Origin of the sequence: Pseudocitrobacter sp. 73 (assembly GCF_008369545.1) — a bacterium.
GTDB lineage: Bacteria > Pseudomonadota > Gammaproteobacteria > Enterobacterales > Enterobacteriaceae > Pseudocitrobacter > Pseudocitrobacter vendiensis.
Genome location: NZ_VTZO01000001.1, coordinates 306,482 through 319,072, shown reverse-complemented (window position 1 = coordinate 319,072; position 12,591 = coordinate 306,482). Strand labels below are relative to the sequence as shown.

The 12,591-nt window shown below is 54.1% G+C and carries 10 protein-coding genes; 3 read left to right on the top strand and 7 right to left on the bottom strand.

What is annotated here, in order from left to right; translation table 11 throughout:
* The first annotated feature begins 283 nt into the window (after positions 1-283).
* Entirely contained in the window at positions 284-1,174 is an 891-nt protein-coding gene (locus F0Q32_RS01365; RefSeq protein ID WP_149461637.1) for a LysR family transcriptional regulator, read from the top strand.
* Between the two features lie 21 nt (positions 1,175-1,195).
* On the opposite strand, the gene F0Q32_RS01360 is transcribed toward F0Q32_RS01365, so the two are convergent.
* From F0Q32_RS01360 to F0Q32_RS01345, 4 genes are all read right to left on the bottom strand, one after another.
* Complete coding sequence (locus F0Q32_RS01360) at positions 1,196-3,331, bottom strand: fimbria/pilus outer membrane usher protein (protein WP_149461636.1); 2,136 nt, start codon at positions 3,329-3,331, stop codon at positions 1,196-1,198.
* 84 nt (positions 3,332-3,415) lie between these two features.
* Complete coding sequence (locus tag F0Q32_RS01355) at positions 3,416-4,180, bottom strand: molecular chaperone (RefSeq protein WP_149461635.1); 765 nt, start codon at positions 4,178-4,180, stop codon at positions 3,416-3,418.
* Positions 4,181-4,182: 2 nt separating this feature from the next.
* Positions 4,183-4,668, bottom strand: a complete 486-nt coding sequence (locus F0Q32_RS01350; RefSeq protein ID WP_149461634.1) for a spore coat U domain-containing protein — start codon at positions 4,666-4,668, stop codon at positions 4,183-4,185.
* A 343-nt stretch (positions 4,669-5,011) separates the two neighbouring features.
* Complete coding sequence (locus F0Q32_RS01345) at positions 5,012-6,010, bottom strand: spore coat protein U domain-containing protein (RefSeq protein ID WP_188016806.1); 999 nt, start codon at positions 6,008-6,010, stop codon at positions 5,012-5,014.
* Between the two features lie 255 nt (positions 6,011-6,265).
* Here F0Q32_RS01345 and F0Q32_RS01340 point away from each other — a divergent pair, with 255 nt between their 5' ends.
* Entirely contained in the window at positions 6,266-6,457 is a 192-nt protein-coding gene (locus F0Q32_RS01340) for a hypothetical protein (RefSeq protein WP_370516863.1), read from the top strand.
* Between the two features lie 44 nt (positions 6,458-6,501).
* On the opposite strand, the gene F0Q32_RS01335 is transcribed toward F0Q32_RS01340, so the two are convergent.
* Positions 6,502-7,236, bottom strand: a complete 735-nt coding sequence (locus F0Q32_RS01335) for an SDR family oxidoreductase (protein WP_149461632.1) — start codon at positions 7,234-7,236, stop codon at positions 6,502-6,504.
* Between the two features lie 108 nt (positions 7,237-7,344).
* On the opposite strand from F0Q32_RS01335, the gene F0Q32_RS01330 reads away from it, so the two are divergent.
* Complete coding sequence (locus F0Q32_RS01330) at positions 7,345-8,178, top strand: LysR family transcriptional regulator (protein ID WP_149461631.1); 834 nt, start codon at positions 7,345-7,347, stop codon at positions 8,176-8,178.
* A gap of 3 nt (positions 8,179-8,181) precedes the next feature.
* Here the strand turns inward: F0Q32_RS01330 and uca are convergent, their stop codons facing one another.
* On the bottom strand, positions 8,182-11,784 hold the full coding sequence (gene uca, locus F0Q32_RS01325; RefSeq protein ID WP_149461630.1) for an urea carboxylase: 3,603 nt from the start codon (positions 11,782-11,784) through the stop codon (positions 8,182-8,184).
* Between the two features lie 163 nt (positions 11,785-11,947).
* The gene (locus F0Q32_RS01320) at positions 11,948-12,583 is read right to left on the bottom strand and encodes an urea amidolyase associated protein UAAP2 (RefSeq protein ID WP_149461629.1); all 636 of its coding nucleotides are present in this window, start codon (positions 12,581-12,583) and stop codon (positions 11,948-11,950) included.
* Positions 12,584-12,591 lie beyond the last annotated feature (8 nt).

Below are 12,591 nucleotides of genomic sequence, written 5' to 3'. Positions count from 1 at the left end.
TATTATAAATAAAGTCTTTTTTCCTCCGAATTACAACACCCTACAGCATTTTCCAACTCCTGTTAATGCAAAACACAGAAAAAACCTATATTGACATTTATTAACTTTTTATAATATATTTTAACGGTTATTAGGATATCTTTTATTATTGAATAGACAGTAAAATAAAAAACAGATAATGTTGTTTCTTTATTATACCGAGTCATATTCTCTTCTTGCACACATTCAACGCTTGCAACATACACTCACGCAATTAGTTATTATAATGATGAAATGTTAAACAATGGATACGAAATATTTACGTGCTTTCGTTTGCCTCGCTGAAGAATTACATTTTCGACGAACTGCAGAGAAACTCAACATTAGCCAACCACTATTAAGCGCATTGATAAAGTCACTTGAAGAACAAGTAGGCACGCCGCTTTTTATCCGTACCACACGCAGCGTGCAACTCACCACACAGGGCGCATTATTGCTGGGCAAGGCCCGCTCTGCCTTAATGGCGTCAGAAAGCTTTCTTGAAGCAGCAAGCGATCTGGCGGAAGGGATCTCAGGGACATTAAATATATTTTATTCCAGTATTACCGCGCACAGCGATATTATGGGCCGATTAATTAGCCGGTTCCAGATAAGGTATCCGGAAATTAATATCAACATGATTGAGCACAGTGACTTCCACCAAAGTAAACGGCTGATTGATGGCGAAATCGACGTTGGGTTTTTCACTAATCTGGATGTTCCGCATGATGTCGAAACGTCTTGCTTATGGTTGTCCTCCGATCCGCTAAAAGTGATTATGCCACGCAACCATCATCTGGCTGATAAATCATCACTGAGTTTTACGCAACTGGCGGGAGAGCCCTTTATCGTTTATGCAACAGCAGATTATACCACCAGCGATGCCATCAAAACGTTATGCGGATTTACTCCAGATGTGCATCATCAAACATCGCACCCGCTTTTGCTCCCCTCGTTGGTCAGTGCGGGTTTAGGCATTGCGATTGTACCGGATTCTTTTCGCTCAATTTTACCGGCGAATCGGGTGGTGATGAAAGATATTAACGTCCCGTCATTTAAGCTCGATATCATGATTAACTGGATGAAAAATAACACCTCTCAAGCGTTATCCACCTTTATCAATTTTATTCACGAAAATACCCATCAGACATTGTAGCGCCAACGGGGCCCTTATCGATTAAGGGCCCTTGTTAGTACGGCTACAGATTTTTACGCCATATTGAATATATTGCTTACCGGTAATCGGTGGTAGCCTAAGATGGCACGACTCGCGCCCCATAAAGACGGTAATATCGGCCGGTAACGGCGGGTTTTCCAGCCATACCCCCCCTTCCCGCCCGACCATCTGATAACCCGCCATGCCTTTAATGGCAACCCGGCTGCCCATTGGCACAGCATTTCCCTGTTCATCATGCAGATAAACCATCGCCGAGACCGTCGCTTTCAGGCCAAAATCGGCCAGCACCGCCTGCGTTTTGCCCGGCAGCGCGTTCATATCGACATTGGTAGCAGGCACAGATGGCGGCAGGCCTAAGGGATCGATCGTGATTTTACTGTTGTTCCACACAGGAATATCCGTCAGCAAGAGATAGCCCTTATCATCGGTTTCCCCCACCAGACGATTCTCCAGATGCACCGGGACATGAGCAAACCCGTCGGTCGACACCAGCGCTAAGCCGGAATCTGTGCGACGTAGCAGAAAGAACTGCTTGCCGAGCAGTGCAATGCTGCCTTCATTACTGGCGTACCAACTCTTGTCAGAACCATACTGATTGGTTCCAATATGCCATTCTCCCCTGGGGCTAGCATTGCCGATATCCGCGGAACGCGTGCCGGAACTGCCGCTACTTTGCCCTACCTGCCAGCGCCAGCCATCGTTATTATTTTCCGTTTGGTGGCGATAGTTCCACTGGCGGTTTTGCCCCTGAGCCTGCACGTTCACCAGATCCTCGCGGCCGAAGGGAACGGTCAGCGTGAAGGTCAACTGCTGAGCATGATCCCTTAGCTCCCGGGTATAGCTGAGGCTGGTGAAATAGCCTCGCCCCAGACTTTTCGACCAGGAGAGATTAAGATAACGGCTTTGTAGTGAATCGGCACTCTGACGGACCAGACCCGCGCCGAAAGTACCCAGTTGCGGTACGTTGCCACTAAGCCAAACAGCGTCGCTACGCCGCAGCGGAGTGGAACCGCTTAGAGATGCGTTATCCGCAAAACGTGCGCTGTTGATGGTGCTCGTTGCTGCAAAAGAGACACCGTAGCCGCTCCACTGGTAGCCTCCGCCATATTTTTTCCCTGCGCCGTCCGGGCCCTGGCTGGCGACAGCAAAACCATTTATCACCCCCAGCCCCATTATCGGCATCCAGTATGCGCCGAGCCCACCGTTGTACATATCCTGCTGCTGTTCGGCGTGGGCCTCCAGCGTAAGCTGCTGCGTGGCGCCGTAACGCCAGCCAGCGTCAGTTAGCAACGGTGATTCATAATCAGCAGAGCGCGTACGGTAGTGCTTGCGCATCCAGCCCATATCCAGCGAACCGCTACTGAGCCCCTGCGCCAGCATGCGCGGCGTGCCGTAGAGATCGAGGGAAACGGTTTTGCGATTGCCGTTAATATCGGTTACCACCACCTGCGCCTGCCCCATTCCGGTAAATGTCGGCGTCGTTTCCAGGATGTATTGCCCCGGCGTGACGTGGCCGGAACTCTGCTTCAGGCCATCAACGTAGAGATCCACCGTCGAAGGCAGCGCCACGGTGTCGCTGAACGTCTGGCGCGGCAGGGTGTTGAGCTGCGGGTCAAGGCCGAAATTTCGCGCCAGATGAACACCGCCAAAGCGCACCTGACGGCTCCAGCCAACGCCCGTTGTGATGTTATCGCCCACGCTCAATGACGCCAGATGTGTCGGACTGTCGAACTGCCAGGTGCTCATTAAGCGTGTATTGCGGCGGGTCGATGCCGTCGCGGTTTGCCGATGCAGCGCATTAAAACTGCTGGTCAGCGTACCGGGTAGCCAGCCTGAAGCGCTGAAACGGGTTTGTGCGCTGGTCTGTTTAACCTCCTGACTTGTGGCGTAATTGAGGGTATACGCCATCATCAGGGAGCTGAGTGGCTGAGCCTGCGCATAGGTCAGCGGGTCTTGCGCCTGCGGGTGAAGCCTTTGCTTACCTCCCAGGGCTTCCTGCGCCGCATGGATATTGAGCCGTTGGTTTATGGCGTCATAGGCCACCTCAACGCCCTTCAGCGAAGCCAGCGCTATCCAAGCCGATGGCGAGTCAGCAGGCTTGAGTCCTATTTTTTGGCATCCTGTGACGAAATCCAATATGCGCCATCGCGGATATCCACTTCAACCAGGCGCGAATACACCGCCTGATTGAGGGAGATCTCCAGCCATTCGCGCTGCTCGTCAGCCTCTGCGCAAAGAGGCAGAAGAAGACATACCAGTGGCAGAAACCGATATGCCTGAGGAGAGTACGCAGTCATCGTTATGGCTGTTCAGATGCAGATTCAAAGTGGCAGGCGGCGTGTTACCGCGATATTTAACCGGAATGTCGACCCGGCTTCCGGCCAGCACGTAGCCGGCAAGCCCGCGGATATCGGCAATTTGCGTTCCTGAGGCGGAGAGAATTGCGATGTCACTCAATCGCGCGTACTGCTGCCCTGGGTTGGCGAAACTCAGCACGCGACGGCGGGCATCCCAGGCGCAGGTCAGCGGCTCGCGGTTCGCGCCTTCTTCCCCCGCGATAAAAACCGGGATCGAGTAACGCAGCAGGAAGTGGACCGCATTCTCTTCGGCATGCGAAGCCTGCAGGTCAGGCAGTTCATCAATCAGTAAGCGGTAGCTGTGCTGGCGGTTGTCCGTATGCGGATTCAAAATCACCACTCGCACCAGTTGGCGATTTCCAGGAGCAATCCGCGTCATTGCGGGGCTGCTGGCGACGTCTGTCGTGGGTGTGAGCGTATCTTTGCCGTTGACCTGCGTCCACGACGCGACGCGAACTTGTGCCTGAATCGGCTCTCGCCCGGTATTAGAAAGATAAAGCGCGGCGGCCTGTTCGCCCGGTTTCAGAGTGAGAAGCACCGGGGCGACCTGTAACGTAGCAGCGCTGGCGCTGACACTCAGCCCGGCCAGCAACCATAACGTGAAACAATAAGGGAGGTGACGTAGCATCGTTAGTAAGTCACTTGCAACGTGACATCGTCTTCGTACGTTCCTGCGGGTACCTGCGCCAGCGCGCCGCTGGCAATCTTGCCGTACAGGGTTATTTCTTGTTCGTTGCCCGTGCCGGTCATATTTTCAATTGGCGTGGTAGAGGTTACCTGCTGCGTTTTGGCGTCATCCGCGTACAGGTTATATGCAACGCTGCTGCTTCCGGACACCAGGGTAAAGTTATCCGACCCACCGTTGGCGCTGGTTGCGTTCAGTTTATATTCCGTTCCGCTGGTACAGGTGACCGTCACGGTGGAATCGGCCGTGAGTTCGGCTGTTTCTGATGAGGCATGTTCACCAAAATTCATATCTTCTGCAGAGACTGCGCAGGATTTGAGGACTTCCAGCGTAACGTGCATATTTGCCGATGTACTGCCGTCTTGCGCATGTGCGCTCAACGCCACTGGCATCACTAAGGCAAAAATAAAAGAGATTCGCTTCGCATTCATAATACAGCACCGTATTGGGTTATCACCAGGAGTGATAGTTTGATTTGTTATGCATTCTATTTTGCCGTTTCAAGGCGTGACTAAATAAATTTCATGCTATATTTTGATTAATCTTAAAGTGAGTCAGCAAGCAGAAAAAGAAAATGCACACAAATTGGGTTGCATGTTATAAAAAGGTGCCAGGTAAAAACACACACCTTTAACACCTCCGTAAAGAAACGCCTGTTTCCCGTTGAAGAAATCGGCATGTGATGAATAATCCAATATTATTCAGATATGCAGATTAATATTATTAAGTAATTATTAAATGCGGATTATTTGATGCTTTTTATGAGTCACCCCATTAATACGTCAGCGTTATCACCACGTCATCACTAAATATGCCATCCCCGTTCACCGCTTGCCCGGAGGGCACTTCCCCGTATACAACAAAGGATTGCGCCGATCCGCTGGCACTGGAGACATCCACGAGATTGACGTTGGCGATATTGCCCCACGGCATTGATGCAGCGCTGTCCTGCCAAAGCGTGTACGTCAGGCAACGGTTATTACCGTTACACATCTGCCTGCTATCGCCATTGGCATGACTGCCGTTATCAATACCCAGGGAAAATGCAGTTCCCAACGGGCATCGCACCTGAACCTGCGCGCTGGTTTTAAGGGTTTGCTGGCGCAGCGTCGAGGCCTTCAGCAGGCCAAAATCCAGATTCGAGACGCTTTGAATCGCGCAACTATCAGAAACAGACGCCGAACTTTGCGTATTACCGCCGTTGGTTGCGCTGTTCTGCGCCTGCCCGGACTGACAGGATGCCAGTGCATCCGCACTGGTCTCGGTGTTCCAGCGAATGCGCATCGTCATGCTGTAGTTATAATAGGCATAAGCGGGAATATCATTCTGCCCGGCCGGAACAATTCCCCTGAGATTAAAGGTTCCCCCCACCGTTGTATTATTGGTGTTCAACATGATGGTTTGCTGCATCAAATTATCATTTTGCTGCAATCCCTGCGCAGGATCGCTCAGGTTATAGACGCGAAAAAGCAGCGTATACACATTACCCTGGCCGTCGCCGTTTGAGTGCATTTTAAAGGGCGGCGCATCTTCACTGCTGAGACAAATATTCGCATAGTGATTAACCCCTGGCGTGTAATCCTGAAGGTGGCATGTGTATTTGGCGCTGGCGATTGTCGTGGCGGTCGAACCAATTGCCAGCGAGCCAAAGGAAAAACTATTTCCGCCGGAAAACTCACAGCTTATTGCACCACTGGCGGCATGGACTGTCGCAGGCATGGTCATTATCGGTAACAATAACCCGGTGAAAATTAAAAATATAATAATGCGCATGGGAATACTTTTCGCTGCCACGATAATCATCGCTATCGGGCGAGGAAAATAAAAGTAAGTAATAAGGTAGGTGGGTTTTACACGCGTCAGCCAGAGACGTCAAATGTCTGCTGAAAAAGATGACCCAAAGTCATTCTATTTTTTTGAACAAGAACAGCAAAACATTCCGATTTTCATGATCGCCGTCACACTTTATCCTTAGGGTTATCAAAACAACAACGACCTTACCCTCTGGTTGTATGAAGGAGTCTTATCATGAAATCTATCAAATCATTTGCCCTTATCGCGACGCTGTCACTGGCTTCTGTGTTATCCACCGACGCGCTGGCTGCAGACAATACCCGCGTTGAAGCGGGCTCAAACATCGATACCTCGGTTGGACAGAATCATATCGATGTCAGCCACGCTTTTGATGCAGAAAATTTGACTGCCGGAAATCTGCAGTAACGCAAATGGCCTGATCCGCAACACGCTATCAGGCCGTTGTTCTGTCACGCGCCCTGACGAGTCGCGGCCAGCACAATTTCGCGAATGCAGACGTACTGCGGCTGAGAATAGGCAAAGTCGATGGCGTTCGCCACATCTTCCGGGCTCAGTACTTTTCCGCCCATATCCTCTTTCCAGGCCTGATAACCGGTTTTGATTTCATCGCTGGTCGTGTGGCTTAGCAGTTCAGTTTCCACCGCGCCCGGCGCAATCACCACCACGCGCACATTATGCGGCGACAATTCTTCACGCAGGTTTTCTGACATACCGTGTACGGCAAATTTTGTGCCGACATACACCACGTGATTGGGGAATGTTTTACGCCCGGCAACGGAACTGATGTTAATGATGGTGCCCGCTTTGCGCGCAATCATCCCTTCCGTAACCGCATGCACACCGTTTAGCAGCCCTTTCACATTCACATCCAGCATCCGATCCCATTCATTCGGGTCCTGCTGTTCAATGTTACCCAGCAGCATCACGCCGGCGTTATTGACCAGCGCATCCACCGGGCCAAACTGCGCTTCTGCTTCTTTAATCACCGCGCTGAATGCCGCACGGTCCGTCACATCCAGCGCGCGGCACAACGTATTCGGCAGATTAAGCGCCGTCATACGTTCTACACGACGCGCCAGCAGCAGTAACGCGTGACCTTTAGCAGAGAGCAGTTTGGCGGTGGCAAGGCCGATGCCGGAGCTTGCGCCAGTGATCACGATTAACGGTTTAGATGCAGTACTCATGGCAATTCCTCATAAATAAAAATGATGACTATGGTCATGCCGCTACTTTAAATCGCCGCAGATTTGGTGAAAAATGGTTTATTTCTTTCACCGTCATAATAAATTTCTATGGATAAGCGCCAGCTCAAAGCTTTTATCTGCGTCTTCGAAGAACGCAACATCACCCGCGCCGCTCAGCAGTTAAGTCTGACACAGCCCGCGTTATACGCCACCATCAAGGCGCTGGAGGACGATTTAGGAACGCCGCTGTTTATTCGCAGAACACGTGGTGTGGATGTGACCGACGACGCACGCGTGCTCTATCCTCACGCCCGACGCATGGTAAGTGACATGGCGGCGCTGGCCTCACGCTTTCGTAAACGTCACGATAAAACGCCGCTAACGCTCGGGATTGAACAAGATGTCGCTTCTGCTCATCTTACTCGCGTACTGGAACGGGCAAGACAGGCGCTGCCGGATGTACTGCTGACGTTAGACCCCGGCTGTACGGGCGACATTCGGCTGGCCTGTGAGAGTCTGCGCTGCGAAGACGAGCTGTTTATTCCGTTGTATGAAGAGCATTACGTGCTGGCTTTACCGCTCAATCATCCGCTCAGCCACACATCCAATTTGACCATAGAACAGTTGCACGACTCACCCTGGGTGATGCTGCCAGGCCACGATTCGCACCAGCGTTTTCTGCCCTTTTACGGCGCCAACGCCAGCCAGCCCGCCGCAAATGCGGGGAGCTTTACGCTGGCACTGGATTTAGTGGAAGCGGGCTATGGCCTGACAATTGCGCCTGCCCCGCTGGTTGATGCGCGCTGTGCGCTGGCTTCATTGCCCCTTCCCGGCTATCCGCTACTACGCCGGGTCGGGATTTGCTATGCCATGCAGGCGCTGGAGAATCCGGTGATTGAAGAACTACTGCGGCATCTGAGTGATACCGCAGCCCGAACGTGACGGTCAGGCGACTTCTTCAAGGATCACCGCCACACGCTGCCCGGCGCGCACTGACGAGCCGGGTTGTACGCTCATATGCTGGACCACGCCATCACACGGCGCCAGCAGTGGGATCTCCATTTTCATCGATTCCAGAACCACCAGCACGTCACCGGCACGAACGCGGCTTCCTGCGGCGGCTTGCACCTGCCAGAGGTTCCCGGAGATGGGGCTCTCCACACCCTGCTCCCCCACCCCGAGTGGCATATCATCGTCGTCTTGCGTCACGCTCTCCTGGCTATCGTAATGCGCCTGTCCGCTGGCGATCCAGCGGTCGCGCTCCTCGTTAAACGCCCGCTGCTGATGTTCACGAAAAGCGTCAATCTCCTGCGCTTCCCGCTCAAGAAACTGCTGATACTCTGCAAGCCGCAGCGTGCTGTGCTCGATGCGTAACGGATAGCGCCCGAGGGGGAAATCACGACGAATTTGCAGCAATTCCTCCCCCGAAACGGGATAAAAACGAATCTGGTCAAAAAAGCGCAGCAGCCACGGTTTGCCGTCGAAATCGGCTACGTGATGATAGCGATTCCACATCTGAAGGGTTCGTCCGACAAACTGGTAACCGCCCGGCCCTTCCATGCCGTACACGCAGAGGTACGCGCCGCCGATGCCTACCGAGTTCTCCGCAGTCCACGTCCGCGCCGGGTTGTATTTGGTGGTCACCAGACGGTGGCGAGGATCCAGCGGCGTCGCTACCGGCGCGCCCAAATACACATCTCCTAATCCCATCACCAGATAACTGGCGTCAAACACCGTGTTCCAGACCGCCTGCTCATCGGGCAGATCGTTGATCCGACGGATGAATTCGAGGTTGCTCGGGCACCAGGGTGCATCAGGACGCACCGTGGTCATGTATTTATCAATCGCCTTACGGCAGGCCGGATCATCCCAGGAAAGCGGAAGATGCACCACTCGCGTGGGCACCTGTAAATCATCACTGCCGCAGACGGAATGCCATTCGCCTTGCACCCACGCCAGCAGGTCATCAAGCGGCAAGGCTTCCGGATTAAAATGCACCTGTAATGATCGAATGCCCGGCGTCAGGTCAATCACGCCAGGCCGTGATGCGCGCTCCAGCGCCTGCATCAGGGCGTGAATGCGAAAACGCAGCACCAGATCCAGCTCGGGTTCTCCGGCTTCCAGCAACAAATGCGTGTCGCCCGATACACGTGCAATCAACCGCTTGTCACCCTCGCCGCCGTTCATCACGATCGGCGAGTTTAACGCGGCAGGTTGCCATTCGTTCGCAATGGCTTGCAGTGTGTCTATCTCTGTATCCTGCGACTGCGCAAGCTGACGCGCCGTTGCCAGACTCACAGCGACAAAGCGTATTTTATCTCCCGCCTTTAGCTGACCAAGCTGCCAGAGATCGGCTTCGATAACGGTGACCGGGCAAACAAATCCGCCCAGGCTCGGGCCATCCGGCCCAAGAATGACGGGCATATCACCGGTAAAATCAACCGCCCCCACCGCATAGGGGTTATCGTGAATATTCGACGGATGCAGCCCCGCTTCTCCGCCACTTTCACGTGCCCAAAGAGGCTTCGGGCCAATCAATCGCACACCTGTACGGCTGGAGTTAAAATGCACTTCCCAGTCAGTGGCGAAAAACGTGTCGATATAGCTTTCGGCAAAGAATTCCGGCGCACCGTGTGGGCCGTAGATCACGCGCAACGTGCGCACATCCGGCAAGTGCGTTTCCAGCGATGCGGGCAACGTCGCCGGCTGCGCGTCATGGCAATCGCCCAGATGCAGCACATCGCCCGCGCGCAACGCGCGTCCGGCATGCCCGCCGAACTGGCCGAGGGTAAAGGTACTTTTGCTGCCGAGATACATTGGTACCTGGATGCCGCCACGCAGACACAGGTAGCTTCGCACGCCAGTTCCGCTGATTTCTCCGATTTTCAGCGTCGCCCCTGCGGGGATGGTGAACGTTCGGTTCATCTCCTGTGCCACACCATCAAGCGTGACGGGAATGGATGCACCGCCGACAACCGCGACAGTCGCCGTATTAAATTTCAGGGTGGGGCCGCTGAGGGTTATCTCCAGCGCGGCTTCCCCTTCCGGGTTACCGAGCAGGCGATTGCCCAGACGCAGCGCCCGGTTATCCATGGGGCCCGATGGCGGTACGCCGACGGCCCAGTATCCCAGCCGACCAGGGTAATCCTGCACGCTGGTTTGCGTTCCGGCGCTCACCACCTCAACGGTATTCGCCCGATACTGCAACGCGTCCAGGCAGCGAGTCCAGGGTTCGCCTTTGCTGAACGGTTCGAACGCCAGAATTTGCTGGAGATAAAGGCGATTGGTTTCTACCCCATATAAACGGGTTTCGGCAAGGGCATCGCTCAGTACCGTGATTGCCTCTGCCCGGTTGTCGCGCCAGCTAATCATCTTGGCCAGCATCGGGTCGAAGAACGGCGGTACCTCACATCCAGCTTCAATCCAGCGGTCAATACGCAGCGTCGCGCCATCGGCGTGCGGGAAGACCACCTCAGTCAGTAGACCTGGCGATGGCTGAAATTGACGCCCCGGATCTTCCGCATAAATACGTGCCTGAATAGCGTGGCCGCGCGGCGTTAATTGGCGATAAAGCGTCGATAAGGGCGGAAGTTCCCCGGCGGCGAGTTCAATCATCCAGCGTACCAGATCCACACCCCATACCTGTTCAGTGACGCCGTGTTCCACCTGCAAACGGGTATTTACTTCGAGGAAATAGAACTGCGCGGCCAGGCTGTCATACACAAACTCCACCGTGCCTGCGCTGCGGTAGTTCACCGCTTTTCCAAGCGCAATCGCAGCCTCACACAACGCTTCACTCATGCCATCAGGCAGATTCGGCGCTGGCGTTTCTTCAATCACTTTTTGGTTACGACGTTGAACGGAACAATCGCGCACACCGAGTGCGATGACATCACCTTTTCCGTCACCAAAAATCTGCACCTCCAGATGGCGGGCGCGTTCGATATACTTCTCCAGAAAGACACCCGCATCGCTAAAGTTGTTCTGCCCCAAACGCACAACAGCGTCGAACGACTCACTGAGTTCTCGCGCATCACGGCACACACGCATCCCGATTCCACCGCCGCCCGCCGTACTTTTCAGCATCACCGGATATCCTATCAACGCAGCCTGCTGGCAGGCTTCCTGCGCATCCGCAAGCAGTTCCGTTCCTTCCAGCATCGGCACGCCCTGCGCTTTCGCCAGCGCGCGTGCAGTATGTTTCAGACCAAAAGTACGCAACTGCGCAGGCGTAGGGCCAATAAACGCCAACCCGGCGGCCTCGCAGGCTTCGGCAAACGTCGCGTTCTCCGACAGAAAACCGTAGCCTGGGTGAATCGCGCCGGCCCCGCTGTTTTTGGCGGCGGCGATAATGTTGTCAATAACCAGGTACGTTTGTGCCGCCGGGCCTTCGCCAAGGCTTATCGCCTCATCGGCTTCCCGGATATGCAGGCTGCTGAGGTCAGCATCAGAATAGACCGCCACGCCCTTAATGTGCATAGCGCGCAACGTACGTAAAATTCGACAGGCGATAGCGCCGCGATTGGCAATGAGGAGTGATGTAAACATGGTGATGACTCATTTCAGGCGGGTCGTCCCGCGATAAAGTCATTCCCCTGAGGTCGTCCTCAGGGTGCACGCGCTTACGCTTTCGGCGTCGGCGTGTGATTCAGGCGATCGGCCCGGGTGGCAAACAGGTGAAAAATCACCTTGCGCCAGCGTTGCCAACGGGTCAATTCCATACCAATACCTCAGCAGGCGTTGGGTTCCAGCCATTACATGGGTTGTTGAGCTGAGGGCAATTGGAAATAAGCACCATTGCGTTGCATTCAGCAACAAGCTCCACATACTTCCCGGCCGCCGAGATACCGTCTTCAAAGGTCAGCCCCCCTTCAGGGGTCACCGGTACGTTCATAAAGAAGTTGATGTTGGCGCTGATGTCGCGCTTATGCAGGCGGCCATCGTGCAGGCAGGCGCACAGAAAGTTATCGCGACAACTGTGCATATAGCGTTTGTCCAGCGAATAGCGCACGGTATTACTCTCCTGAGCGCAAGCGCCGCCAAGGGTGTCATGACGCCCGCAGGTATCCGCCACTATCGTTAACAACGGGTTACCGAGGTTAGAGTAAAGCACGCTGCCGGTGGTCAAATAGGCATTCCCCTGGCGGCGCAATGTCCGCTGCACGTCATAGCGCTCACGCGGGTTATCCGCGTTGTAGAACAGTGTGTCGATAGCCTGATTACCTTCGAGATCGAGCAAACGTAAGGTCTGCCCTTTTTTCACTTCAAACAAATAGGGCTCTCCCGCCGGGATCACGTGGCGGAACACCGCGTCTTGCGGATGGCGTGGGCTGGTCGTCATTGTCATCACGGGCT

Bases quoted from the DNA above. Each gene is read 5' to 3' on its own strand.
- F0Q32_RS01365 (WP_149461637.1), top strand. From the start codon at position 284: ATGGATACGAAATATTTACGTGCTTTCGTTTGCCTCGCTGAAGAATTA.
- F0Q32_RS01355 (WP_149461635.1), bottom strand. From the start codon at position 4,180: ATGCTACGTCACCTCCCTTATTGTTTCACGTTATGGTTGCTGGCCGGG.
- F0Q32_RS01350 (WP_149461634.1), bottom strand. From the start codon at position 4,668: ATGAATGCGAAGCGAATCTCTTTTATTTTTGCCTTAGTGATGCCAGTG.
- F0Q32_RS01345 (WP_188016806.1), bottom strand. From the start codon at position 6,010: ATGCGCATTATTATATTTTTAATTTTCACCGGGTTATTGTTACCGATA.
- F0Q32_RS01340 (WP_370516863.1), top strand. From the start codon at position 6,266: ATGAAATCTATCAAATCATTTGCCCTTATCGCGACGCTGTCACTGGCT.
- F0Q32_RS01335 (WP_149461632.1), bottom strand. From the start codon at position 7,236: ATGAGTACTGCATCTAAACCGTTAATCGTGATCACTGGCGCAAGCTCC.
- F0Q32_RS01330 (WP_149461631.1), top strand. From the start codon at position 7,345: ATGGATAAGCGCCAGCTCAAAGCTTTTATCTGCGTCTTCGAAGAACGC.
- uca (WP_149461630.1), bottom strand. From the start codon at position 11,784: ATGTTTACATCACTCCTCATTGCCAATCGCGGCGCTATCGCCTGTCGA.
- F0Q32_RS01320 (WP_149461629.1), bottom strand. From the start codon at position 12,583: ATGACAATGACGACCAGCCCACGCCATCCGCAAGACGCGGTGTTCCGC.